Origin of the sequence: Leptospira noguchii serovar Panama str. CZ214, assembly GCF_000306255.2 — a bacterium.
In the GTDB taxonomy this organism is placed as follows: domain Bacteria; phylum Spirochaetota; class Leptospiria; order Leptospirales; family Leptospiraceae; genus Leptospira; species Leptospira noguchii.
Genome location: NZ_AKWY02000034.1, coordinates 665522 through 690650 on the forward strand (window position 1 = coordinate 665522; position 25129 = coordinate 690650).

32 protein-coding genes and 2 pseudogenes are annotated in these 25129 nt (G+C 42.6%); 33 read left to right on the plus strand and 1 reads right to left on the minus strand.

Translation table 11 applies throughout. The features are described from left to right. Positions 1-82: 82 nt before the first annotated feature. Positions 83-916, minus strand: a complete 834-nt coding sequence (locus LEP1GSC059_RS20420; protein WP_017213675.1) for an MORN repeat-containing protein — start codon at positions 914-916, stop codon at positions 83-85. A gap of 73 nt (positions 917-989) precedes the next feature. On the opposite strand from LEP1GSC059_RS20420, the gene LEP1GSC059_RS20425 reads away from it, so the two are divergent. The 33 genes and pseudogenes from LEP1GSC059_RS20425 to LEP1GSC059_RS20590 all read left to right on the plus strand — a co-directional run bounded on the left by LEP1GSC059_RS20425 (position 990) and on the right by LEP1GSC059_RS20590 (position 25033). Further along, complete coding sequence (locus tag LEP1GSC059_RS20425) at positions 990-1343, plus strand: MerR family transcriptional regulator (protein WP_017213676.1); 354 nt, start codon at positions 990-992, stop codon at positions 1341-1343. A 76-nt stretch (positions 1344-1419) separates the two neighbouring features. After that, complete coding sequence (locus LEP1GSC059_RS20430; protein WP_036057227.1) at positions 1420-1980, plus strand: hypothetical protein; 561 nt, start codon at positions 1420-1422, stop codon at positions 1978-1980. Beyond that, complete coding sequence (locus LEP1GSC059_RS20435) at positions 1977-2417, plus strand: hypothetical protein (protein WP_017213678.1); 441 nt, start codon at positions 1977-1979, stop codon at positions 2415-2417. The genes LEP1GSC059_RS20430 and LEP1GSC059_RS20435 overlap by 4 nt, the downstream gene beginning before the upstream one ends. Continuing rightward, positions 2414-3100 (plus strand): M23 family metallopeptidase, encoded by a 687-nt coding sequence (locus LEP1GSC059_RS20440; RefSeq protein WP_017213679.1) that lies wholly within the window; start codon positions 2414-2416, stop codon positions 3098-3100. The genes LEP1GSC059_RS20435 and LEP1GSC059_RS20440 overlap by 4 nt, the downstream gene beginning before the upstream one ends. Positions 3101-3113: 13 nt before the next feature. After that, positions 3114-3455, plus strand: a complete 342-nt coding sequence (locus LEP1GSC059_RS20445) for a hypothetical protein (protein ID WP_017213680.1) — start codon at positions 3114-3116, stop codon at positions 3453-3455. A 16-nt stretch (positions 3456-3471) separates the two neighbouring features. Beyond that, entirely contained in the window at positions 3472-4029 is a 558-nt protein-coding gene (locus tag LEP1GSC059_RS20450) for a hypothetical protein (RefSeq protein ID WP_017213681.1), read from the plus strand. Next, on the plus strand, positions 4029-4757 hold the full coding sequence (locus LEP1GSC059_RS20455; protein ID WP_017213682.1) for a terminase large subunit domain-containing protein: 729 nt from the start codon (positions 4029-4031) through the stop codon (positions 4755-4757). The genes LEP1GSC059_RS20450 and LEP1GSC059_RS20455 overlap by 1 nt, the downstream gene beginning before the upstream one ends. Then, positions 4744-5493 carry a hypothetical protein gene (locus tag LEP1GSC059_RS20460; protein WP_017213683.1) on the plus strand — a complete coding sequence of 250 codons (750 nt, stop codon included), beginning with the start codon at positions 4744-4746 and terminating at the stop codon, positions 5491-5493. The genes LEP1GSC059_RS20455 and LEP1GSC059_RS20460 overlap by 14 nt, the downstream gene beginning before the upstream one ends. Continuing rightward, positions 5493-6920, plus strand: coding sequence for an anti-CBASS protein Acb1 family protein (locus LEP1GSC059_RS20465; protein WP_017213684.1), 1428 nt, complete (start codon positions 5493-5495; stop codon positions 6918-6920). The genes LEP1GSC059_RS20460 and LEP1GSC059_RS20465 overlap by 1 nt, the downstream gene beginning before the upstream one ends. 188 nt (positions 6921-7108) lie before the next feature. Beyond that, entirely contained in the window at positions 7109-8701 is a 1593-nt protein-coding gene (locus LEP1GSC059_RS20475) for a minor capsid protein (protein WP_017213685.1), read from the plus strand. Beyond that, positions 8698-8910, plus strand: coding sequence for a hypothetical protein (locus tag LEP1GSC059_RS20480; protein WP_017213686.1), 213 nt, complete (start codon positions 8698-8700; stop codon positions 8908-8910). The genes LEP1GSC059_RS20475 and LEP1GSC059_RS20480 overlap by 4 nt, the downstream gene beginning before the upstream one ends. Positions 8911-9022: 112 nt before the next feature. After that, a complete protein-coding gene (locus LEP1GSC059_RS20485) occupies positions 9023-10228 on the plus strand; it encodes a DUF2213 domain-containing protein (RefSeq protein WP_017213687.1) in 1206 nt (401 codons plus the stop codon). A 1-nt stretch (position 10229) separates the two neighbouring features. Continuing rightward, positions 10230-10877, plus strand: coding sequence for a structural cement protein Gp24 (locus LEP1GSC059_RS20490; protein WP_017213688.1), 648 nt, complete (start codon positions 10230-10232; stop codon positions 10875-10877). 11 nt (positions 10878-10888) lie between these two features. After that, on the plus strand, positions 10889-11875 hold the full coding sequence (locus LEP1GSC059_RS20495) for a major capsid family protein (protein WP_017213689.1): 987 nt from the start codon (positions 10889-10891) through the stop codon (positions 11873-11875). Positions 11876-11887: 12 nt separating this feature from the next. Continuing rightward, complete coding sequence (locus LEP1GSC059_RS24945) at positions 11888-12232, plus strand: hypothetical protein (protein WP_017213690.1); 345 nt, start codon at positions 11888-11890, stop codon at positions 12230-12232. Beyond that, complete coding sequence (locus LEP1GSC059_RS20505; protein WP_017213691.1) at positions 12232-12870, plus strand: hypothetical protein; 639 nt, start codon at positions 12232-12234, stop codon at positions 12868-12870. Before LEP1GSC059_RS24945 ends, LEP1GSC059_RS20505 begins: the two co-directional genes overlap by 1 nt. Beyond that, the gene (locus tag LEP1GSC059_RS20510) at positions 12867-13220 is read left to right on the plus strand and encodes a hypothetical protein (protein WP_017213692.1); all 354 of its coding nucleotides are present in this window, start codon (positions 12867-12869) and stop codon (positions 13218-13220) included. Before LEP1GSC059_RS20505 ends, LEP1GSC059_RS20510 begins: the two co-directional genes overlap by 4 nt. Next, positions 13217-13741 carry a phage neck terminator protein gene (locus LEP1GSC059_RS20515; RefSeq protein WP_017213693.1) on the plus strand — a complete coding sequence of 175 codons (525 nt, stop codon included), beginning with the start codon at positions 13217-13219 and terminating at the stop codon, positions 13739-13741. The genes LEP1GSC059_RS20510 and LEP1GSC059_RS20515 overlap by 4 nt, the downstream gene beginning before the upstream one ends. Continuing rightward, a complete protein-coding gene (locus LEP1GSC059_RS20520; protein WP_017213694.1) occupies positions 13738-15117 on the plus strand; it encodes a DUF3383 family protein in 1380 nt (459 codons plus the stop codon). Before LEP1GSC059_RS20515 ends, LEP1GSC059_RS20520 begins: the two co-directional genes overlap by 4 nt. Positions 15118-15130: 13 nt before the next feature. After that, on the plus strand, positions 15131-15541 hold the full coding sequence (locus LEP1GSC059_RS20525) for a phage structural protein (RefSeq protein WP_017213695.1): 411 nt from the start codon (positions 15131-15133) through the stop codon (positions 15539-15541). Continuing rightward, the gene (locus LEP1GSC059_RS20530) at positions 15538-15936 is read left to right on the plus strand and encodes an LIC_12613 family protein (protein ID WP_017213696.1); all 399 of its coding nucleotides are present in this window, start codon (positions 15538-15540) and stop codon (positions 15934-15936) included. Before LEP1GSC059_RS20525 ends, LEP1GSC059_RS20530 begins: the two co-directional genes overlap by 4 nt. A 31-nt stretch (positions 15937-15967) precedes the next feature. After that, positions 15968-16192 (plus strand): hypothetical protein, encoded by a 225-nt coding sequence (locus LEP1GSC059_RS20535; protein ID WP_036057207.1) that lies wholly within the window; start codon positions 15968-15970, stop codon positions 16190-16192. Positions 16193-16241: 49 nt separating this feature from the next. Beyond that, the gene (locus LEP1GSC059_RS20540; RefSeq protein WP_017213698.1) at positions 16242-18143 is read left to right on the plus strand and encodes an LIC12611 family phage tail protein; all 1902 of its coding nucleotides are present in this window, start codon (positions 16242-16244) and stop codon (positions 18141-18143) included. Continuing rightward, positions 18143-18780: pseudogene (locus LEP1GSC059_RS20545) on the plus strand (phage baseplate protein). The gene LEP1GSC059_RS20540 and the pseudogene LEP1GSC059_RS20545 overlap by 1 nt, the downstream one beginning before the upstream one ends. Before the next feature lie 14 nt (positions 18781-18794). Beyond that, a complete protein-coding gene (locus tag LEP1GSC059_RS20550) occupies positions 18795-19136 on the plus strand; it encodes a phage baseplate plug family protein (protein WP_017213700.1) in 342 nt (113 codons plus the stop codon). Continuing rightward, a pseudogene (locus tag LEP1GSC059_RS20555) lies at positions 19133-19950 on the plus strand (phage protein). Before LEP1GSC059_RS20550 ends, LEP1GSC059_RS20555 begins: the two are co-directional and overlap by 4 nt. Continuing rightward, complete coding sequence (locus tag LEP1GSC059_RS20560) at positions 19950-20633, plus strand: Gp138 family membrane-puncturing spike protein (RefSeq protein ID WP_201028171.1); 684 nt, start codon at positions 19950-19952, stop codon at positions 20631-20633. The pseudogene LEP1GSC059_RS20555 and the gene LEP1GSC059_RS20560 overlap by 1 nt, the downstream one beginning before the upstream one ends. After that, a complete protein-coding gene (locus LEP1GSC059_RS20565; RefSeq protein WP_017213703.1) occupies positions 20630-20974 on the plus strand; it encodes a contractile injection system sheath initiator in 345 nt (114 codons plus the stop codon). Before LEP1GSC059_RS20560 ends, LEP1GSC059_RS20565 begins: the two co-directional genes overlap by 4 nt. Then, positions 20974-22188: a baseplate J/gp47 family protein gene (locus tag LEP1GSC059_RS20570; RefSeq protein ID WP_017213215.1), complete on the plus strand. Its 1215-nt coding sequence runs from the start codon at positions 20974-20976 to the stop codon at positions 22186-22188. Before LEP1GSC059_RS20565 ends, LEP1GSC059_RS20570 begins: the two co-directional genes overlap by 1 nt. Then, entirely contained in the window at positions 22185-23159 is a 975-nt protein-coding gene (locus tag LEP1GSC059_RS20575; RefSeq protein ID WP_017213216.1) for a hypothetical protein, read from the plus strand. The genes LEP1GSC059_RS20570 and LEP1GSC059_RS20575 overlap by 4 nt, the downstream gene beginning before the upstream one ends. Then, positions 23156-23434 carry an LA_1064 family peroxide-responsive upregulated protein gene (locus tag LEP1GSC059_RS20580; RefSeq protein WP_017213184.1) on the plus strand — a complete coding sequence of 93 codons (279 nt, stop codon included), beginning with the start codon at positions 23156-23158 and terminating at the stop codon, positions 23432-23434. The genes LEP1GSC059_RS20575 and LEP1GSC059_RS20580 overlap by 4 nt, the downstream gene beginning before the upstream one ends. 4 nt (positions 23435-23438) lie before the next feature. After that, complete coding sequence (locus LEP1GSC059_RS20585) at positions 23439-24308, plus strand: hypothetical protein (RefSeq protein ID WP_017213217.1); 870 nt, start codon at positions 23439-23441, stop codon at positions 24306-24308. Next, on the plus strand, positions 24308-25033 hold the full coding sequence (locus LEP1GSC059_RS20590; RefSeq protein ID WP_017213187.1) for a DUF4376 domain-containing protein: 726 nt from the start codon (positions 24308-24310) through the stop codon (positions 25031-25033). The genes LEP1GSC059_RS20585 and LEP1GSC059_RS20590 overlap by 1 nt, the downstream gene beginning before the upstream one ends. Positions 25034-25129 lie beyond the last annotated feature (96 nt).

A 25129-nucleotide genomic window follows, 5' to 3' on the forward strand; every position in this document is an offset into this window, starting at 1 on the left:
ATAAAGAAGAGTTTTTAATTTGTCGTCTGTAGTTTTCATAATCGTCTCACATGAGATGAGACGATTCATTTTCCTTTTCTCTTCATTGCACTTTGTCAACGTATATAACAGGATAACGTTTTTCTGCATGAGCTACGGCGATCGCTCTTCCATGAATTTGAATATCTCTCGTCCGCGCGACAAGTTTATCAAAATCTTTGCTCATCCCTGATGGAATAAAAAGCAGAAATGTGGCAATCACGTTTTTGTCAAAGTATTCGGCTTCGGCAATTGTGTAACCGTTCCAATCGTCGCCGACCTGGATTCCCTCCCAGTTTTTTAAGTTGGTTTGTAAATCATTTGCGTTCCGCATGATTCGGAACTTCAGTTTTCCGTTTACGGTTCCGCCTTCCCACTTGTCTACTCGTTGGAGCGAGCGACATACAAAGTCGAGTTCAACTATAAAATATTTTCTGTCGTTCTTCCATTCTCCGGATTCGGTGGTTCCGTCTTCGCATTTGATTTTTCCCTGGCCGTGTTTCTTGCCATTTACAAAAGAGCCTTCGTAAACACACTGAACACTTCCATCCAGATACGTTAGCTTCCCTTTTCCGTGAGGATCCATTTTAGAATCAAAGAATCCTTCGTAATGATCTCCGTTATCAAACCAACTATAAACCAGTTTAGATGTATCGATCTTTCCATTGATAAAATACATCGTTGAAATTCTTTCGAGGTTATTTGCTTCATACACTTTTATTAAACCATGAAATTTTCCGTTCTTAAAATTACCTTCTCCGATTACACCTTCTTCATTTTGTAATTTCCCTTTTCCGTTTTGACAATCTCCTTCTATACACATACGGGTTTTCTCTTCCGCAAAAATCGGATTTAAGAAAAAGATAAATAAGATAATTGTGATACTGATTGATTTCATTTTTTACTCCAGATGAAAACAATCAATATCCAACCGGACTTGACAATTCGAAAACTTAGTTTTGGTCTGCCGTATGGCCAAAAAAAGTAAGACCTCTCAGAAATCTAATAAACAAAATATTAAACAAACTGTAACAGGATATACGACCGAAGGTTCTTTGTTTAAAAACATACCGATCCAAGAGTTAAAGCAAAAACGTTCTGCTACTTTACAAACGAATCCAGCAATACCCAAAGATCCGGAAGATACCATGACGCCGCAACAAGTTGCAGCTCTACTCAAGCGAAGCGTGCGAAGAATTAGCTATTATCGCCGCGAAGGACTCTTAGGAAAATTTTGGAAGTTTTACGATGGAACGGTTCTCTATTCTCGCATTGGAGTGGATGAATTTTTTCAAAGTCGTTTTTGCGATCGAGAAGAATCATAAACGAGCGGAAATCGCGGCACTTAGGGGGCAATGCCGACGTTGTGCATTCGATATTTCCCATGTTAGCATTGGTGACATGGATGAATTAAAAGCACTTCTACAAATCGATCATATCTCTCTATTTCTTGTTTCCATAATATTATTTTTTATGGTCCTTCTGGTTTATCGAAAGCCGCTTGGATCCATTTTCGGACTTCTTTCCAAACTCATCACAAAACGACTGGATTCAAAAGATACAATCTCTGTCGTTCAAATTCAGACGAACTCTCTTCCGGGTGCGCGGTTCATTCAGGAACACGTAACGTCTATACAATTCATAAACTCACTTCGAGTCCGCGACACAGAAATGTTTTATGACTTTCTTTTTAATCTTGTCAGCGAAGTCCGGGCAAAACTCGGTAACCCGTATCCGAATGTAAAGTTGACGTTCTCTCTTTTGAATGTTGATTACATATCCTCTGCGGCAGTTAGCGCACTCTCAAAAATCTTAATCGATGTAGTTCAGAAAAACGGAATTTTCTTGAACATAAACTTTCCGAAGGATCGATTCAAAAATCACGCCACCAATTTCCGAATACTCGCTGGGGATGCTGAGCACATTTCAATTTCGACCAAAGATCACGGAGGAGCAGGATGAAAAAGATTTCAGTTATAATTTTGCTTTTAGGTGCGTGCGCGGTTTTTCAAAAACTTCCGCCAACCGTAAGAGAAGACAGTAAACAAATTAAAGAAACGAAAACGGCTTTGATCGAGGATCGTCCAGGTGCAACGGAACGAGCAATGTCAGAACTGGATCGATGCGATGCGCGTAACATCGAAAACGCGAAAGAGATACGACGACTAAACGAAGCGTTGAATCGTTGTAACGTATCGAACGAGAAGAAGGACGTGCAATTAACTAAGGTATCTAAAGAAGCCGGAAAGGGTGAAGGAATTCGTTGGACTTACTACGCAATCCTTGGGTTTGGAATCTTTCTGTTGCTCGTTCTTGTTTTGGTTGTAGCGGCAATTCTGGCCTTGAGGCGCAACGGGCTTCCAGTTGTTAGTAGCCTTTTGGGAGGAAGAATCGTATGAATCCAATATTAGATTTTTTGAAATCCGCTTCATTTAAAATACAAAAACATTTTCTTGATTTCGACGCGATCCAGAAAACACAACACTACTGGAACGATTCGACTCTATCGAAAGCAAAAACGAATCGGATCGGTTCGGAAGCAAGTCTTCCAACATTTCCTCCAGTTTTCGGTCCGGTCTTTGTATGCCCAGTCGATGAACCACACATAACGTCTCCGTTTGGTTGGAGAATTCTGAGTATAAACGGAAAACCTTCGAGACAGTTCCATTTGGGGATCGATTTAGGAGGCGAAAGGAAAATCAAAATTCCTGAAGACTGTATTATTAAAACAGTTCTCAAGAAAGACGAAAAGTATCCGGTTCGATTTCGTTATGATTACGAATCCGGAACCTGGATGGATTTGATTTCTAAAAATAAGATTCCTAAAGGTAGAGCTTGGACTCCATACATAATCGCTGTTGGAATCCATACCAGAAATCAATACAAATTCAAACATGTCGATTCCATCGTTTCCGAGGGACAAAACGTAAAGGCCGGAATGATCATCGGAAGATCTGGAAATCTCGGTTATTCCATGGGACCACATTTACATTTTGAAGTTTGGCCTTGGAATAAAAAGGAACAGTCCTGGCCCAAACCGATGGACCCGGCGAAGTTTTTAAAATCCAAAAATCTAATATAAGGAGAGTATAATTATGGAAATTTTAACTCAGGCTATCATTGGATTATTCATTCCGCTCTACGTGGCTCTCGTATTGTTTTTGAGCCAGTGGGCGTTTCGTTTTTTCAACTCCGAATTTGTCCGCCGTGATAAAGCTCGGTTTGTTCTGATTCTTGCAACTGTGATAGCGCTCGTGTTCGAACTTGTAAGATTTGCATCTGGGGATTCCATTCCCGAACTCGGATACTATGCAGTGATTCTGCTTCTTAACTTTTGTTTCACGACAACGTTTTACGAAATTCTGATGAAGCGAGTATTCGCGGCAATCAATTACGCTCACGACACTCCGGTTGCATCGGAAGAACAACCAGATTAATCGTAAGAAAATAGAAATGAGCACAGAACCAGCTATAAGAGAACGCGCTTTTTTCCTCTATGCTATTTCCGGCTCTGGGTCTTCTAAAAATAGCGTAGCGAAACAAATCCGTTCTGAATATGGAACGAAGACTACCGCAAAAACTATCGATGAATGGTCGAAGGAAAAAGACAGGGATGGTTTAACATGGGATGATAAACGGAACCGTCTCGTCGCGAGGGCAGAAAAACAAGTAGAGGCCATCGTTGAAAATCGAATGGTAGAAATTCAAAAAAGAACTAAGACGATTGCAGACTTGTTGTATAAGAAAATTACGGAAGAGACTCCGAAACTTACGAGTCTTGATAACGCTATCTATGCTTATAAAGCAATCTCAGAACTTGAATTGACGTTGCCGCAAAAATATGGAGCACAACTGAATCCAAGTGAGATAATTGGAATCGTTTTAAAAATCTTTAAACGATGTGAACCAGTTGGAAGAGCAATCAGCGACCACTGGGAAAAGAATTTGGCTCTCGAAATTCATCAAGAAATCGAAGCATTTAAACTTTCTAAAGTAAATCAGGTTCCATGATGTCTTCGGGTTTAGAAATATTAGAGTCGATTCATGAACTTGGAACAAAAGAGTTTTCCAAAGTTAAGAAGAAAGATCGCAATTTATACGGAAAAAAGTATGGCAAAGAATCCTTAGCAGCTTTCGCACGCTTTATTGATCCAAAATTCGAAGACCCTCTCCACATAAAATCGATCATTCACCTTCTCGAAAAAATGGAGAAAGGGGAAGTCACGAGAAGCATTATTAACATGCCACCACGAAGGGGCAAAAGTCAGATTTGCACTCGAATCTTCCCTGCTTGGTTTATCGGTAGGCATCCAGATAAAAACGTAATATTACTTTCCTATTCAGATGAGAAAGCCGCGCGTTTTGGTCGTTGGGTTCGAGACTGTGTAGAATCAGAACAATTTTCTCAAATATTTCCAAAAGTAAAAGTTCGTCCTGACATGAGAGCGGCTGCTGAATGGGAAACGACATCTGGCGGACTCGTCTTGAGTGCAGGACTCAAGGGAGGATTCAACGGAGACGGCGCAGATTTGTTAGTTGTCGATGATCCGTATAAGAATCGAGAGGAAGCGACATCGGAGGTAATCTCTGAAAAAATCATCGAGAATTTTATGTCTGTTGGAGAAACGCGTCTTTCTCCTAACGGGATTATCTTGATTCCTCATACTCGTTGGTTGCGCAATGACCTTACCGGAAGATTAACCGGAGAAGATAAGGAGTCCGAAATTGAAGCTGTTTGAGCCTGAGATAAAAGGTGAATGGCATGTTCTCCGTCTTCCTGCAATTTTAGAAGACGGGACTTCTCTTTGGCCTGAAAGATTTAAAATTGAGAATGTTTTGAAACTGAGGTCTCGGATTGGAGAAACCCGATTCAGTGCTCTTTATCAACAAATTCCAATGGATGTTGCCGAAAGAATTTTCAGTGACCCGAAATATGAAGAAACTCCAAATGATGTAAAGATATTTGCGTTTTGGGACCCGGCGTTTCGTGAAGCGAATAGGAAAAAAGACTTCAATGCATTTTCTGCGGGTGGACCGAACGGAGAGAAGTTCTATGTTTGCGCTGGTGAAATATGGCGTGCAGGACTTTTAGAATCTTACGATCGAGTTGAGAAGCTTTGTAAACAACATAACGTAACTCGCCTTTTCATAGAAAACAACAAAGGGGAAACAGCATTAGAAATAGAAATGAATAGGCGAAACATTTCCAGTAAGGGAATTATGAGTTCCGGTTCGAAAGAGTTTAGAATTCAACAATACGTCCGAATGAACTGGGATAAAATTCGATTTTCTCGTTTTGTCTCTACGAAGTATATCAAGCAGATTTTAGAATATTCGGAAATCATAGAACGCCACGACGACGCCCCGGATTCGTTGGCTGGTCTCATCAAAGAAACAAAATTCGGCCCCCAGGCGGAAGGAATGAAAAATCGGATCGGATTTTTTGAAATGCTCCTAAACGAAGGAAGGTGGTAATGGCTCGTAAGCGTCGCAATTATTATAAGAACTTAGGAATCGATACATCCGTCCGCGTTGCAAAATTGGACGCATCTGAATCCGTTGCCCGACTCGATACCCTGATGCACATGGCATCCGGTAAAGGCATTACAGGAAGAGATAAACTACGAGGTGTTGCACCAAATCCCGAACGGATTTTTCCAGTGACTGCACGCGCGCTTTACGAATCAAACGGTTTCCTCGCCAACATAGTTGATTCCGTCTCGGAAGATGCAACCCGCGCATGGATCGAAATCGAAACAAATCGAGATAAGGATGATCCGGACTCAGGTATCAAAGGCCTAAACATATCCAGAATTTTGATGAATGAAATGGAGGAGTTCAAGCTTCAGGAAAAAATTACAGAACATATTCAAGGCTCTCGGATGAATCACGGTGGCTCTCTGCTTTTTTGGGGAATTAAATCGGATATTCCACAGACCGATTTCATGCTTCGTCAACCAATGCCCGAAACGATTCGGAATCTCGAATTCATAAACATAATCGATGCGAGTCGCTTTTCCGTCAGGAGAAAAACGAGCGATCCGCTTTCTAAGTTCTATAACGAGCCGATTTGTTCTGTATCTGGCGTAGAGTTAGATTCTTCCCGGTCACACTGGTTGGTCAATAGCTGGAACTGGGATTCTCAGAGGGGCATTTCCTTAGTAGAAAAAGTCTACGATGGGATTGTTGCAATCGATACGGCCCTTTGGTCGACGACTTCCATGATTTTTGAGATGGCCGTAAAGGTTCTTACAACGGACAAATTGGACTCTGCTTCTCCCGAAAAAACGATGGAGTTTCTTCGGCTGTTACGACATACGCTTTCCACTCAGTCCACTGCAATGCTCGGAAAAGACGAGACTCTTACTCGTCTTGGAAACTCGGGGATTTCTGATTCACAACTCGAAACTCTGTTTTCATTCATTTTTAAAGTCTTGTCAGGTCTCTCAAAAATACCTATTTCGAAAATTTTAGGGCGAACACAATCCGTAATCAATATTGGGAATAGTGATCCATCGGACGACGTAAGTTATTTCGAGGATGTTTCTCGCTTTCAGGAACTCAAAGTCCGTCCCATCATAGACCAATTTATCAAATTACGAATCCGATCGACTGAGGGACAGATTTACAGACTTCTAAATGGCGATTTCGCATCTCTCGACTGGAAGTTTAAATTTAAAACGTTGTGTAAATCTTCCCCTGCATCCGAAGCCGATACAAACCTCAAGAACGCTCAAGCGGATCAAATCTATGTAACAATCGGTTCCCTTTCACCTGGGGAGGTTAAGCAAAAGAGATTTCCTGAAATGGAAAATTTCGATTACTCTCGAGATGATAGCGGCCACTTAGATTTTAGCGAACCGGGTCTTTCAAACCCTGAAGAATTTAATCGTCCTGTTTAACAGTAATTTTGAATGTTCCAAGAATCGAATATAAGGCCATTTTCCGGGGTTTTTGGACTTTGGGGGTATCTTTGGCCAACTTGCGGTTTGCTGAACAATGCTGAACAAGTCCTATTTAAAAATAACAACCTGCCTTTTGCCGTCGTAAACCCATTTTTCCATCCTGCACTGAAAAAGGGGAAAAAACCGTGTATCCGCTAAGTTTAGAACTACAATATTCCAAACTTTGGAGAGATGAGGTTTCCCGTTTTGCCAAACAGGTAAACTCTGTAATCCTCAACGGTGTTCAAACCTATTCTAAAGAGGCACGTGCGGATGGCTATTTCTTTGAGCCTGTTGTTCGGTTGGATGTTTCCGATCTCCGAGTCTTGCTCAACCAACTCAAAAATCAATATGGGGATTTCGCTCCTCGAAAAGAATTCGAATCCCAGATCAAACAAAACGTTCAAATGATCGATGCGTGGTCTCGGGACAAAACGAATTCGTTCATTAACAAACAATATGAAAGTATGAACTTCCCGCCTCGCGCTGGGGTTGTAGGAGGTGATCGATCGTTGTTTCGCGTTCCTGGAATTCCAGTCTCTCAAAAAGAGTCCGGCGAAATTTGGGACCGAGTTAACAAGATGATAAAGGAACAATCGAGTCTTGCGTCCAACGCTTTCCGAGACCACTTCGAAGCTGTTCAGAAAATCGTAACCGATGGACTTACCAAAAGATTGAAGTATCAGGACATTGCTACCCAAATCCAAAACGCAACTGGAGTTTCCGAACGTCGTGCGGAGTTTTGGGCGAAAGACCAAACCGGAAAATTTTTCAGCCAACAAAACAAACTCAGGCAAACAAATGCCGGATTTCCCGGCTTCGTTTGGAGAACTCAAAAAGACTCTAAGGTTCGAGATTCTCATTCACATGTCGCAGATAAATTTTACAAGTGGGGAGAACTTCCCTTTGTTAATCGCAAAGGTGGGCTGCCTGCTCGACTGGCTCCCGGTGACGATTATCGTTGTCGGTGCTGGGCAGAACCTTCATGGGGACCACAGGGATCTAAAAAGAATAATCCGAAGCCTTCTGGTTCTTCCCCCAAAATTATACTTCCCCCACGTCCTCAAACTCAATCAATCGTTCCGATTTTACATTCAGTAAATCTGAATCTTCCCGATCCGACAGTTCACGCCAACATTCAAAAAACGATTTCCGATCTGGATTCCATTTTGAAATTTCCAAAGGATCGAACCAACATCGGAGTCCATTATCTCGCCGGATCTAATTTAAAGAAAAACATCGCGGGCCTTTTTAATCCGAATACGAATCGAATTGAAATCAACAGCGGATTGAAATTTAAAGACACATACCAATCGACTTTTGTTCACGAGTTCGCGCATGCAATGGACTATCGTTGGTTGGGTAAGGATGGACGATATGAAAGTCATTCCGGGCCTGATTTCGCGGAGTTTAAAAACGTAGTTCAAAAAACGGAGTTGTATAAGCGACTACAACAAATCGGTAGAGAGGGGCGAACAAAAGTTCCCGGCCTCGATGTTCCTGTTGCATTGAGCAGAACTCAAAAAAGCTTGATTCCTTATTTTCTTACGACGGAGGAGCTCTTTGCGAGAGCGACGGAGATTTGGACAGCAGAAAGAACCGGTTCTAAAAATCTCCTTGCTCAAATTCAAAAAAAGAATAGTATGAATTTCGTAAATCATTACTGGGATGAAGACGACTTCAAACCTGTCTTATCGGTTCTTGATAAGATATTTAAAACGATGGGTTACTTGAAATGAAACGAGTTTCAGATATACTTCCAACTTTAACACCGGATAAGGTCGCTGAACTTTATGGAAAACTGGGCGACCCCAGTGCACAAAGAAACGAAGTGGTCGCAGCAATTATGAAAGTTAAAAACGTTTCCGAAGACGAAGCCCAAAACATTTTTGATTTCAATCTCTCAATGGTATCTCAGATGGAATCGGATCTCGATTCTCGTAAGTAGTTTCCATCTCTAAAAAATCTTCCTCACCTCCACTAAAAACGTCGGAAATTGCGGTCTCTTGTGTGACCTTGCGACCTTGTTTCTCTGGTAGGTTTACGTTATTATTCAATGCGTGAAACCGGAAAACGGAATTCGTTACGATTCTGCAACTGTCGAGCTGGAAGGACTTATAGAGGATGAAGCCGTTCTTCGGTGCCCTCTCGTCCTCGCTCGTGTCGGTGTATTCCCTTATACTCACTCTGATGGAAGAATTGTTCGAGAGGCAAAATTACCGGAAGAACTTTTCTCTCCGGAAACTCTCGCGTCTATACCGGGGAGACCCATTACTAAAAATCATCCTCCTATTTCAGACAACGACGGGCTGATCAACGATACGAACTATTCGTTATATGCGAAAGGCTCTCTTGGTGACTCTGTAAAAGTGAAGGGCGACGGAATTTGGGTCAATGAAACTATCTGGGACGCAAAATTAAAAGATTCGTTAAAACGACGTGATAAGGTGCAAATATCGTCGGGCTTTCGTTCGAAACTCGATTGGACGCCAGGCACCTTCAGGGGACAACAATACGATGTAGTTCAGAGAGATATTCGTTTTAACCACGCCGCTCATGTTGACAAAGGCCGCGCGGGTGATTCCGTTCGCGTCTACCTCGACCATGCCGATTTTCCGGAAGATATAAACTTTGCCGTCATTGCGACGGATGAAAATCAAACAGGAGAAAATATGTCTGAAAAACGAGACCTGATAAAAGAATTTCGTAATTTTCTAAAGAACTTAGGAGTCGCTCGAAATGATTCCGAGCCTTCTACGGCAACAACTGAACCCGCACCGGAACCTATCGATAAAGGTAAGCAATCGCCTTCACAGGAACAAGAGCAAAATAAGACAAAAGATGATCTTATCAAATCTCTAACAGCACAAGTTGCAACTTTAACCGATGCCCTTGCGGAAATGAAAAAACTTCTGGCTTCCGCAATGGCACCAGCAACTCAGGACTCGATTGCTCAGAGCCGGATAAAGTTGATCGAGACTGTTAAGTCGATCAAGCCGGACGCGACGACGGACGGGGTTTCTGCAAGAGATCTAAAGACGCTGGTCATCAAAGAAACGTTACCTTCTGCAAAGCTTGATTCAATCGACGATCAGGAATTGGACATTCGCTATGAATCTGCCGTAGAGCTTGCTCGCGAAAAAGCGTCTGTTCGAGGCGGTTCGAATAACCAGGAACAACAAAAACCAACTCCAAGGCAAGATGCTGATGATTTGAAGAAAATTCAGGAAGCACGGCTGAAAATGAACAAAAGAGGAGATAAGTAACATGAATCTGAAAATTTTGTTAAGTTTTCTAACCTTGTTTTACATTGTGATTTTCGGGATTTCATATTTCGAAGTAATTCCGTCCGAATTCCTACAAGTATTTTTCCCAATCGGTGCATTATTCGCTCTCATTGGAGCTCCGGTTCCTGAAGGCGGATTGTATAACGAACAACCCGGACTATTGGGAACCTCCTCCAGAGATTCGAAAGACGAGCGTAAGCGAGGAAGCGTTGTTTCAATCGGCAAATTACCTTTTGGTTCCGCAGTGATGCTCGTCTCTGGCGGAGAAGGTATTTCTGTTATAGGTGCTGACGCGGTTCAAGTCTCTTCCAATTTGCGATTTGATGGGGTGACATCCTATTCTAATGCCGCAGGAGACCTGAAAAATCTTTCTTACGACGACGGTGAACTTTGCACCTTCTTTGATAAAGGATACGTTTGGGTTCCTTGCGAGGAAGCAACTACGGAATTCGATACGGTTCGTATTCGAGTTGTTCAAGAAGGCACAAATGTCGTCGGGTCGTTTCGTAGAACCGCTATCCCTGGAAAGACTGCCGTTATCACAGGGGTTAAGTTTGCATCAAACCAAAATGTCGGAATAGCGGAACTGAACCTCGTGTCAGGTTTCACAATCACATTGGATAACTAAGGAGATTATCGATGCCTGAAGCAATATTTAGAAAAGAAGACTCAGAACACATTAAGACAGAACTCTTGACTCCAAGAAAAAACGAACTTGTAGCAAGAAATGTTTTCAACGTGAATTCAGATACGCCAACCTACTCACATGCCTATTCGGCTGAAGGTGTAGAGGATACCGGTTCAGCAAGGATCAGGGAATCCGGTTCGGATTCAGACGGTTTGCCCTTAGTTGGAGAAAAAGCCACAAAGGAAACTGACAAGTTGTTGGTTATCGAGGCCGGCTTTCGGATCACACAGGATGATTTAGACGCGGCGGAAGCGCGTAGGCAATCCGGCAAAGGTAGCGAATACCCAGTGTCCGAAAAACGACTCAACGGAACGAGACGTTATATTGCCGAGAAGGAAAATCGGGTTATTTTTCACGGCTGGAGTCTGGCTGGTAAGAAAATTAAAAGCGGTCTTTTTAACTGGCCTGGAATTCAGGAAGATCAGATTTCTGAAGTAGAAAATGGCAAGACTGGAGTTTCTAAACGCATCTGGAAATATAAGACTCCAGAGCAGATCCTTGCAGACATCGTTGATGCTAAGGCGGAGTTGGAAGGAAGTGGTAAATTCTCAGCAGCAGGAATCCTGATCGATGATGAAGATTATCTTCGTCTACTCATGCCGGTTTCTAGTAGCTCAAACGTAACAACGCTGCAGTGGCTTCTTCAGAATAAAGAACTCTTTTTTCCGCGTGGTTTTATTCGAACGAAGGATTTGTCCTACAACATCCTGAACAAAAAAATCGGGAACGACTCCGTCGGTGGATTTTGCGTTTTCGACGATGCTTCCGATGTTGCGGAAATCATCATCGCAAGAGACTTGGAAGTGGCAGAAGAACCGTTCAGTTCTTACGCCGGACAAATGAAAGTAAGGGCCTATGAAAAGATCGGCGGAATTCACGTTTACCAATCCAAAGGTATCGTGATGCGCTATGGAACTCATACGGTTAAAACCGTATAAGGATCGTCAACCATGCCAAGAGCAAGTATAGCACAGCTTAGAGCGTATGTCGGAGATCCAATCGCGGACTTAACAGATTCAGAACTCCAGTTGTTTCTTGATGATGCTGTCGCAAGCGTCATTGGTAACACTACGCTTTCTGAATCTCACCCGCGATTCAATGAGCTTCAACGTGCCCGAGCGGCTTACTTGCTCTTCAATGCAAATCGTATGAAGAACGAAGTGATGGCAGAATCGGCGGACGGAATTTCTCGTAACTACGATACGAATATTTCACCGGGTATGCAAGTATCTTGGCTGGATCTATATAACCAAAAACGAACTGAAATCCTTGGATTCAGGGGACGAATCGGATAATGCCAGCGATAATTGAAGATAATACGAATCTGGATCAACTCATTAAGGATTTGGAATATATAGAATCGGCAACGATCACAGTCGGCCTTGTAGGTTCCGTTGATAGTGATTTATTGAAGAGTGCCGGGGCCAATGAATTTGGCGCAGTGATCAGGCCAAAGAATTCAAAATGGCTGACGATTCCTTTACTTCCGGAACTTCGCGGAAAGAGTCCTCGGAGTATCTCAGGTCTTAAATTCATTCCTCCGAAAAAAGGAAAATCATCGGCAATGCTCGCAAAGTCGGAAGGTGGTCATTTGGTCCCTCTCTTCATTCTTACTAAAAAGGTCGTTATCCCGGAAAGATCCTGGCTACGCGGAACCTTTGATTTGCAATCCTTCCAAGACGCTGTGATGGCAGAATTTGAAAAAGGAATTCAAGATTTCTTAAATGCGGAAATTGAGGCAATACAGGTTTTGCATCGAGTCGGGCTTAGAGCCGTTTCCGAAATCAAAAACCGAATTGTAAATAATGATCCTCCGTTCAAAGACCTTTCTGGATTGACTACAAATTTAAAAGGAAACGCAAAACCTTTGCGAGATCAATTAAGATTATTTAATGCGATCAACTACGCAATAGATGGGAAGGTGGCTACATGAGTCTTACGGGTGTTTCCGAATCTCTTAAACCGTTCATACGGCCGGTTGTGTATTACAAGAAGATGAAAACGAAGAACGCAAAGGGAGAAGTCATCACTACATACGAAAGCGGAGTTCCTTTGGATTTACCAGTGACCACTGTGAGCACAAGACTACTGATTGCGATGTCGGAAGGATCATATACATCGGAAGATAGAAACTTCTATCAGCTTGGGAACGCTCTTCCAATTGATTACGAGGATAAGTTCGAGTTCAACGGAGTAAAATACCTCGTCACGATGATTAAGGATATGACGTTTGAAGCTGGATACATTCGTTACGTCTGCAAAAAGGAGATTCGTAAATTATGAAATACGAATATATACGATCCGTGATGGATAAACTTCAGGCAGTCTTGGAAGTATCCTATCCCGGAATCAAAATTGAGTTAGGTGATCAGAATGTCGATACGCCTGAGTATCCTTTCGGCTCATATAAGATTCTTGTTTTAAATCAAGATCCGACAAAGTCCGCGTCTTCCTGGATAGAAGCAACGAGCGCGGAAGACTTCAAACAGGCCTTTCGGAAAAATCAAACGGCATCGATCAGTCTCGCATTCCTGCACAACTCATCGATTTCTACATGTTGGGATTTGTGCCAGATGGCTGTTGATTGGTTTGATTCGATTCAAGGGATGACAGAATGCGAAAAGTTTGGAATTACTCCGCAACTCATAACCGGAGATGTCCAAGACAGAACCACCGTTTTGGAATCAACGCAATACGAATACAAGGCGGGATTTGACGTTATGTTCAGATCCAGGAAGTTCAACGAAACACAGGGCAAAACAACCGCAAGCGCGCCTTCGGTTGAATTTCAGGAGGAAGCATGAGCGCACAGACCATTTCCAAAATCGATCCGATTTCAATCAATATTTTTCTTAGAAACACCCCCGTTTCTCAAATGGGATTCGGACTACCGATGATTTTGGGGATCAAAGCACCTATCTATTTTCTTCAAATCGGAACCGCTACGAGTGGGCTCGTTTGGAAATCCGCAACGTCGGGCGTTGTTTTTATCCAAGTAAAATACGTCATCAACGGAAACAATACGGCTCTCAGCGTAGTTCGCTCCGGAACCGGAACGGAAAACGATCCGTATACAATTACGGTCAACGTCGCAACGAACGGAAGCGGAATCGCAACCTCTACCGCCCATCAAATCAAACTCGCGGCGGAAGCAGTCTCCAACGTGGCAGGTGCGACAAAGATCGTAGACGTTGTAGAAGTTGCCAATACCGGAAGCGGTGTTGTTTCAGCGTTTGCTCAAGCACCTCTCTATTATGAAAGATACATGGAAATCACTTCCGCGGATGATCTTTTGGGACTCGGCTTTCTTTCTACGGATAAGGAATACATCCAAGCGACGCAGGTCTTTCGACAAACGCCAAGGCCAAAGACAGTCGCTGTTTTACTTTTGACTACATGGGCGAATGCGGCGACTGAGATCGCAGCTCTCAGAAACTCAGGACAAGACGCTTGGTTTAAAACCATTGCGACTACGCATAACAAAAATGAAATATACACGTTAGGGGACTATCTCGCCTCCATCGAGAAAATGTTCTTTGCTTGCACAGATGATTTGACCGCACTCGTGGGAAGAAATTCGATTTGGGAATATTTGATGATTCACAAGAATCCTGATTCTTTCCCGGAGGCCGCATGGGTTGGAAATACAGCTCCTCGAAGGGTTGGATCGTATAACTACGCATATTTGCCGTTGGATGGCGTGGAGAATTCCGGATACACGAACTCTCAAGCGAGTTCTATCCTTTCCGACAAGGGAAATCTGATCGTTGATTTCGGAGGAAGGCAAGTTCCCTATCCAGGAATTTCGACCGCTCAGGTTTATGCAGATGTGGTAGAAAATCGAGTTTGGTTGAAAGCACGACTCCGAGAGAACATCACAAGTCTCTTCCTAAACTCCGACGTAGTTCCTTACACGATTCAAGGAATTCAAATGATTGAAGCACGGATGCGAGAGGTTTTCGTTCAAGCCGGTGTTCAAGGAATCATCGCGCCTGTCGAAACGGATGCGGACAAAGCGCGCTCCGATTTAGGAGACTATCAATACAAAATCAACTTACCCGAAACGATCGATGAGATTCCGACGAACGATCGGAACAATCGTATTTTGCCTAACGTCACTTTTTCGTGTCGTTTGAGAGGAGCAATTAACGAAGTCGATATTGACGGTGAACTTACCTAAAAGGAGCAATCGAATGAATGGAATTTGGGACCCAAAGAAACTAAACGTAAACTGTAACGGACGTGAAGTTTCCGGAATGAGCCAAGCGGATGGCTTCTTTAAAATCGAACCCGTAACCAAAGAATACATCCTATCTCAAGTTGGCATCAAGGGCGATTGGAATATCTCAGAGGTGTATGACGGACGGGCCAAACTCACGATCGTCCTCATGGGAGATTCACCTGAGAATGAGTTCTTTTTCGCAATGGGAGAAGGAAGACTTCCATGTGTGTTTACGATGAAAGACCGATCCGATGGCGGTATGCTCGGCTTCTCCGCACAAGGGAGAGTTTGGGAAAGACCTACAATCGAACGCGGAAAGGAGTATAAGGATCGGACTTGGGTTTTTCTTCTTCCGGATTATAAAGGAGTTTTAACAGCATGAACAACGAACGAGACCCCATAGCAAAACGAAACGTAGCGGAATATACAGGTCAGACGGTTCAACGAAAATCCGAATCCAAAACAGAATCGATTCCGTCTGACGACCCAATTCTTGTTGAAATCGACGACGATGCGAAAGTCGCAACGATTCAATTCGTTGACGGACATAGTTACAAACTTCAGCATCCTGGAAATCGAAAAGCCCTTCGTTGGAGACAAGAATCGATATCCTTAACGGACGGTTTGAATCAAGACAAACTTCTGGATAAGTTCTTTAAGTTTTGTGTAAAACCAGTCTCACACAATTTTGAACCTACGTTAGACAACATCGAACCGAATCATGTGGAGGTGTGGCTAAGAATGGCTAACCGATTTCTTAAGTGGGAGTTGGAATAACCGGTTCCCAAATTTTGAAGAGGTCCCTTCGATCGAAGAATGGTTAAAATGGATAGACGAAGAAGTCGATCGGGAATTACAAATCTGGAAACCGTTTATTTTGGGAGCAGCACAGTTTAGCCAAAGCGAGATCGAAGACGCACCTACAATTCTATATGCGAAGATCATGGAGGTTGTGGATCGAAGGAAAAAACGAGAAGCGGAAGAGAAGACAGAGGAATTGAAGTTTTTGGCGAAGTTGATCAGAGGAGCCTGATCTTAATCGTATTAGAAAATTCGAATGTATAAAGGAAAAGTAAGAATAAATGGCAGTCAGAGAACTCAAGATAGCTCTTAAAACAAACCAAGGTGATGCTACAGACGCCCTGAAAGAGTATAAGGAAGAATTGAATACTGTAAAAAAACAATTCTCTGATCTGGGTGGTTCTCTCGATTTGTTCACGGATTCCCAGGCCGCCGCTTTTAAAGAGTTCGGTGAATCCATTGGAGACAGCCTTGCCGGAAAAGCTGATCCCGCAATTTCCGAACTCGCCAAAAAGTTTAAAACTACAGAATCAAACATAGAGCGTTTGATTTCAAAATCCCGTGAAGATTTAAAACTGGATTCGGAACTGATCGCAACCGCAAAAGCTGCAGGACTCACAGACAAAGAACTCGAAAAGCTTAATCAGGAAATGTCTGATACGGCGAATAGTGCGGGTTCCCTCTCCGGAATGCTCAAGCAAGTTGCGGCAATCGGAATCGCTTTCGCCGTTGGATCATTTGCTACAGCATCGATCGAAGCGGCTACTGCATTAGAAAAACAAAATGGAATTCTTCAGACTCTTTCTGGCACTCAATATCCAAAGCTACAATCTGCGATCACACAAACGATTCAGAATTCAAAAGGTCTGGCCTCGGAAGGGGGTCTTTCGCAAGTTGCGAATGACGCGATGAAAGCGGGGATGTCCGTTGATTTCATTTCCAAGAATCTTTCCGGGCTCTCGCAAGTTGCGGAAGTAGCTGGCAATGAACTTTCCGCTTCAATGAATGAAGCCTATCAATCTATTCAAACCGGCTCCGATGATTTTCTGAAAAAGAATGGTGTGCTTTTCTCTTCATATACCAAAGAGTTTAATCAGATCAACAACTCTGCAATGACTGAAGTCTCGAAACGTCTTGCCAGAGAAAGGCTGATCTCTACCGCACTCAAAGAAAATTCTGCGCTTCAAGATGCGTATGGATCACATCTAAAATCAGCCTCGGCAATCTTTCAAGCCTACAATCAAAGGATGGGAGACCTGAAGGCATTGTTTGGAAAAGTCCTTCTTGAAGGAATGAAGCCGTTTCTGTCTACGTTCGTTAGTATATTAGAATATTTTACTGTTGGAGAGGACGCACTCAATCGAGTAAAAGGAGCGTTGGTCATATTTGGTTCGGTGTTTACCGGAGTTTTGGTAGCCATTGCCGCGAAGATGGTTGTTGCAGCTTCCGCAACTGCCGGCGGAATGATTCCTGCACTGTATGGAATGGCAGTGGCTGGTTGGGCGGCTATTGCCCCTTGGCTTCCTTTTATAGCAATCGGCGCGGCTGTCGCGGCAACTATCGCCGCAATCGTTTTGATTGTAGACGACCTTCTTGTTTGGATGGATGGAGGCGAATCGATCATAGGGGATTTTCTCGGTCCATTCAAAGATTTTGATATTAAAAAAATATTTGGACAAGCATTTGATTATTTAATCAACCTCGCCAAAAAATACGGAAAGTTTTTGATCATGGCTCTCTTTCCGGTTAGCACTTTGTATTTTTATTTTGATGAAATCGTTGAGTGGTTTAAATCACTTCCCGAAATTATCGAAAACCTATTCAAAGGCATCGGCCCGAAAATCAAAGAAGCATTTTCTGGAATCTTACCTTCCGGGATCTTCAATTTTGGAGCACCTGGAAAAGCGGATAACGCGACAAGTGTTCAAGATGCAATCATTACAAAATCCGGAAAGGTGATTCACACACATCCGGACGACAACTTGGTTGCAGTAAAGGACTTAGGATCACTTGGAAGATCCAAATCTTCCGGAGGAATCTCGGTCAATATTGCAAATGTTACGTTAGGAGCGGGTTCACCACAGGAAAACGCTACGATCTTTGCAAAGTTTTTAGAGAGAGAGCTGGAAAAAATCGCAATCAAACTCGGTCTTTCCGCTGGACTCTCTCCGGAGGCGTTATAATGGAAAGCCCCTTAGCCCGAACTACAATCGCATTAACAGACGGCGACGATGAAATCGAACTCAATGTGTCTCTTGAGATACAACATTCGTATCCCGCCGAGATAACCGGACACCCGATCGAAAAAGAGAAAGGAAAGACCTCAGTCACGGATCACGTAATTCCAGGTCAAAGAGGAATCTCACTCAGTGCGATCCTTTCAAATTCTATCGCAATATTTTCTTTCCGTCGAGTGACTGTAGACGAAAAATTAGAAACGCTCATTCGTTGGCAAACGGAGGGAACGTTTCTAACAATGCTTGGTTATACAACCGGCGGGATTTTCACTAAAATCCTATCGATGCTTCCGTCTTTTTTTCGATACGTTCCGCCGGATGATCCAGACAAGCGATACTTAGGCAGATCTATCGATGAAATTCCAAATCTCTTAATCGGAGATATTACGTTTTCTGAATCTAAAGATATTGGAAATGATATTAGTATAACCTTATCGATTTATCCGGTCCAAATTGTAGAGGCAAAGACCAGGAATTTGAATGCTGTGAAATCAGGAGGGAAACAGCCGATCAAAGAAGTGAACGTAGACCCAAGTAAAAGAATCCTGCTAAAACAAAAGCCATTGTTAAATCATTCTTTTAAGGTTAAATCTTAATATGCCAACGTTTAAATACTTACAATTCAAACCAAACTCTTTTCCAATTCGAAATCAATGTGAAATTGAAGGAAAGGATTATGAGTTTGAGTTCAACTACAATTCAGTTGGTGATTTTATTACGGTTCTTGTAAGAGACTCGGAAGGTAATATTCTATTTTCAACAAAGCTTGTCTACGGAATTTCCTTGAATCACTTTGTAGTGGATGGGTTTCCAAACAATGTCAAACTCATCCCTTTAGATCTGGATGATCTGTATCGAGATGAGTTTGTGGAAATCTCTGTCAACAGAGACACGCTCGGATCTACGGTTCAAATTTATATCATTGAGAAAACGGTATGATCGGAAATCCGAAACTTTACGGCCGTGTTGTTTCTTTGGAAATTCTTCCGAAGACAGGTCTCGGAAAAGAGTTCACCTATCCTCCGTTTGACATCGAATTCGAGTCTGATTTAGAGAAGCTGAATATAACGAAAGTTTTAATCTATAATGTCAACGACGACACGATGGAAATGATAGGAGCAAAAGCCAGGGGAAAAGAATTCCTATATCCCACTGCGATGTTAAGCGCAGGGTATAAAGATGAAAACGGTTTGGTCGTGAGCGGGGAAGTTATTCTTCCCAAAATGAAACAGGAGGGGCCGAATAAGATTTTAGAATTCACTATCTCATCAAATGCCGGTTCCTGGAATAGTTTCTATATTATGAAAACGTATAGTAACCTTCCTGCACAAACTGTCATACTCGATATTCTAACTCAAGGCAACATCAAACCTGGATCTATAACATTAGGAGAAGATAAAGTAATCAATTTTAGCGCAACAAAGTCTTTAGGAGAATGCGTTAAAAGTTTCTGTGAGCTAACAAAATCTCAATACTGGATGCAAGACGGACTTTTACACATCTCCCCGCTCGATCCTCCTTCTAAACCAAGCACGATCTTCTTAGACAATCTTCCGGGCTTATTGGAGTTCCTGAGAAAAATCAAAAAACCTGGAAGGTTACAAGCCTTTTCCGTCACAAGCTCAAATTAAATCAGGTGATTGCAGTCAAAGGCGGAAGTTTAGATGGAGAATGTAGAATCGTAAAAGGAAAACATCGCTTCTCTACATTCCAACCTACGAACTATACCGAACTTGAGGTCCTTCCGTTATGATCACTCTGGACGACGTGATTCTCAAAGCGATCAAAAAGCAACTCGCAAACGTTCAGGTTGGACTTCCTGGAACGATCGAATCGTTTAATCCTTCGTTGATGACGGCTAACGTAAAACTTCTTTTTAAACAGATCAATGGACAAGGGGAAGAGATCGACTTTCCGGTTCTCTCGAATATTAGAGTCGGAACTCTTTGGGCGGGTGATTTCTTTATCAAGCCAGACTACAAACGTGGGGATAAAGTTTGGGTTTCGTTCTCGACGCATGATACGTCAGACGCAATTCGTGGAATCTCAACAGTAGCTTCTGAGTCTTTATTCGATCTTCAAAGCGCCTGTGTGCAATCCGGATTCAAAGGAGATCTTGACGCTCCGGCATTCACAGCAAATCTTCCAGGATTACTAATCGGACACAAACAAGGTCAATCTTTAATTCAATTGGATGACGATACGATCAAAATTCGAGGTGGGCTTATCGATCTTTCAGAGTCAGCCGTATTGGGTGAAACTCTATCACAATTTCTTAAAATGATTCTGGATGTCTTTATAAACAACGCGTCTGCATTTACAACGAATACGGTTCCTGGTTCTCCGGCGGGCCTATCGCCTGTGATCGTTGCAGCATTGACCGCGCGTAAAGCGGAAGTCGATCAGATTATTTCTCACAAGGTGAAGATCGGATGAAGGGCTTGATGGTTGAGAACAACGACATCGTTCGCATCAACGGAAAGCTGGTTGTAATCGAAGGTTTGGAATACTATTCACAACGTATCAGGCATTCAATACGACTGTGCCTCGGAGAATCTGTTTACGAACCATTGAAGGGCGTCGACTGGAATACAATTTTCTCAAAAAAAGTTCCAAAGGATAGAGTCCTCTTCGAAATACAAAAAATTTTACAAAGGGATCCTGAAACCGTTTCAGTTGAAAACATCGAAATCGTAGAAGAGCCAAGTGATAGCAGGAATCTGAATATTCATTTTTCTGCAATTACAGTTTACGGCTTAGTTACGGGAGCAGTATAATGTCCGGAGTTACTTCACAGGGATTCATACGCAAAACGAGGGACGAAATCATCTCCGATCTGGAAGCTAAGTATCGGACTGGGCTTGGATCTGACATCGACCTCTCAATTTTAAGCGAGGACGGAATCCGCATGAGAGTCCTCGCGGATGAGTTAGACGAAATTCATAAGCTTGCGGAAGATATTTTCTATTCCAACTTCGCTCATACCGCAACCGGCGTTTCGTTGGATCGAGTTTTGAATCCTCTCGGTTCCGAACGGCAACCAGCCAAACGGGCAATCGTAGGTTTGCGTTTTTCCGGCGTAAACGGTTCGTTTGTGAATATAGGAACAATTTGTCAAACTGGTAGTGGAATCCAGTTTATTACGATCGAATCCGGAACTGTCTCCGGAGGAAGCGTTTTACTCAACGCACAAGCTCTCAATATTGAATATGGTATCTCGGGTAACGTAAGTGCAAATTTGATCACGACGATCAATACGGCTCTTACCGGAATCGACTCTGTAACAAATCCAGAACCTGCAAGAGGTGGCAGAGTGATCGAAACAGATTCAGAATATCTAAATCGATTTATTGATTCCGGAATCAACGGCGGAAGTTCGGCTGCAAACGTTCAAGGCGCATTAAATAATATTGAATCGGTTTTGTCCGCAAAAGTTTACGAAAACGTTACTGATTTCGTAGACGTTGAAGGCCGAAATCCTCACTCTATGGAAGCAGTCATTGAAGGTGGAACTCCTACGGAAATCGGAGATTGTTTTCTGAAAAACTGGCCGGGTGGTATCGAGTCGTTGGGATCGAATTCAACAACTCTCATTGATAACAAGGGAGTTGCGCGCACCTATTATTTCAATCGACCAACTGACGTTCCTATCTTCGTGAAAATCGATATTCTGCGAGACCTGACTCTTTGGGAAACCGGTTCCGAGACAATCGTAAAAACAAATTGTATCAAGGTGCTCGGTGGCGTTGATGCGATCGGTCCGATTTCCACTTCTTACAAAGGTGACGGAACCGGCGAAGATGTTTTCGCATGGAAACTGATCGCCGCACAAAGCGGTCTGTCCGAATACGATTCCGTTAAAGTTCATGGAATCAAATCTATGGCAGTTAGAGTCGGTCTGTCTGCTCCTGCGACGTTAGATGAACTTGTTATTAGCAGTCGACAAAGAGCAAAACTTGTTACCGCAAACATTCAGGTAAACTTTCTATGAAAAGCATTGATGCGATTCTGCAAAAATATCCTACGTCTCTCTTTAACCGTGATCCTGATTCTGAAATCGGTAGGAAATGGAAAGCGGATCTTGAATTGTTAAACGAAGTTCGAACAACACTCGAATCAATCAGAGGTGTTTCGGATTATAGAATTCAAAACGGAGCGATTCTCGACCTGATTGGTAAAAATCTCAAACAGCCTCGGAACGGAATGGATGATTTTCGTTATCGCATTTTCCTTTCCATAGCGAGACAAAAGCAGAAATCAAAGGGTGACATCTATTCGATGAACGAAATCGGTTCTCAGATTCTTGCGGGAACTGGAACGTTATACGAAATTCAAGAGCTTTGTTATTCAGGTGTCCCAATGTTCTTGGACGGTTCTCTGACACTCAATGGAGAGTATCCGCTTTCGGGAAGTTCTAAAAGACCGGCTACGATTCGAGTCATATTTTCAGGTTCAATCGATACAGTCGTTGTAAGTCCAGAATTCAATAAGGCGATCGCACAGATCCGCGCCGGTGGGGTTCGTTCGATTATAAACTATCGCTTTGAAACATCTACCTTATCAGGAAAATTATATGGCTTTGCTCTTCGTTCATCCATGTTTGACGGGACGTGGCCGCTAAACGGTTTCACAATTCTTTCCGGAGACAAGGTGGGAATTCAACCGTATGAAATCGCGTTCGGAACAGGTGGATTAATTTCTGGAATTCCTCGACCTCCTCAAGATTCGGATACGGGTTTGCAAAATGAAGTTTTTAGAAAGCTCGCCGAGATTCAAAACAATCCGGATGGGACAAGAAGTTTTAAAACGACAATCAAGCAATCCGAATTGATTGGGCAAAGTATCAACGAACTTGCACTTTTTGAAGAAGACGGCAATTTGCTTTTTCTTAAAACCTTCCCTTCTAAACCAAAAGACAATCTAATAGTTTACGATTTCGTAATAAATGAGGAATTCCAATGATTCAAATTCTTGTCAGAGAGACCATGATTGAAATTGCAGGGAAAGATAAAGCAAGAATCGAAATGATTCCGGTTGCAGTGTTTTCGGATCATTCTGAACTCTTGCAATATTGTGAGAAGAAAGGTTTTCAAAAAAATGGAAACGGACTTGAGTCTGAATTCTATCGGGAAATGGATTTGAGACAAATGAAAGAGCAAGTTCGATCCTATTTTAAGATCGAACAACCTTTTAAATTGCATGAACGATTTGTAATTTTTGAACAGGAGTTAAAGTAAAAAAATGGCAGTTTTTAATCCGACAAAAACAAGAACTTGGTCCAAAAATACACCAGCGGACGGGGACCTAATCGACGACGAACTAGATCGTCTCTACGAGAACGATCAGTATGCAAAGGATCGCTCCGATGCAACCGATATGAATATATTGAATTTGTTGATTCCGCTGGGAAGTGTTATAGAAGACAATCTAAACATTGCTTCCACATCTATATTCAAAGATGCGAATGGACAATCTATTCCAAGAACTACTTTTTCAACCCTTTGGAACTTGGTTCATAAAACGGTAACTGGAATCGTTCCAGCAACGGATCGAATCACTGTAAATGCTCACGGCTTCACGGAAGGTCAGCTTGTAAAGTTTGCCTTTACTGGAGGAGGAATCACTGCATTAGTGAATTATTATGTACGAAATCCGACGACAAATGACTTTCAGATTTCTGTAATGGTGACTGGTTCCATACTCGATCTTACGTCTTCTCAAACTGGGGATATGATTACGAATTTGGAATATGGCTTTGGGGACGGTTCAACGACGTTTAATGTTCCTGATCGACGCGGTATATTCGTGAGAGGTGCAGGAGTTCATGGGACGAGAGCAAAGGCTGCGGGCGGAAATTATGACGGTGGACCGGTTGGGTATGCGGGACAGGATGCGATGCAGGACCACCGTCACAATTTTTCCTATAACAATCCAATGGGAATTATTGGAGGAGTCGGGGGATATTGGTTAGCCGGAGGCGGGACAAACGCAGGCAATACAAATTTAGTTATATTAGAACCAATGACCGACGGGGTCAACGGGACGCCACGCCGGGGGAATGAAAATACTCCAGCATATGTAGCAGTAAAATACAAAGTGAGGGTAGCATAATGAATTATATTATCGATAAACATTCTAAAAACGTAATTTGGATTAATACCGACCCGAATTCATTGGCGGGTAAAGACGCATGGAACGATTTCGACCCAAATGCCCATGAAGTCATTCATGCCTTGCATTATAATCCGAAAATCGGAGATATATTTCGAGCCAAGGTGGAAAATGAAACCGCACAAGATTTCGTTCCGAAAAAAGTTTACAACAAGACGACGATGTTTGAAAGGACTCTACAAAATTGGGAAGACGAAATTGATTTGGAAAAAGAAACGGAACGGGAACCGTTGAAAAATCCGAGCGGAAACTTTTTACCATATCAGAAATATACGAACTCGGGTTGGGTGATCGACTTGGAAGAACGAAAAGCTGGTCTTTTGGCGGAGAACCGTCTTATTTTTAACTCAAAATTAGAATCCTATCGGGGGAAAGTCGAATGTCGAAATTCGGTTTGGGATTCCGGAAAAAAATATTTGGAGAATATTCAAAAAACATTGAGTATCTACTCCAAGCAAAAAATTCAAATTCTTCCGGAGTGGAGAGACGCAAACGACACATTTCATACTATGAATGTTGAAGAACTTTCGGAACTGGCCGATACCATTGAAATGGATATTTTCGACGTAGGACGCATGCTCTATGCAAAAAAATGGGAACTGGAAATCAGAATTCAATCCTCTTCTTTAGAAGAATTTTTGGACTTAGCTACAGCTTGGAGCTGAAATGTTTTCAGTTGCGTCTTGCGTGCGTTTTCGCAATTTAAAACGCGCGCGCAAACAAAGATACAACGTACGTAAATGTTCTGAACGACCTGGAAA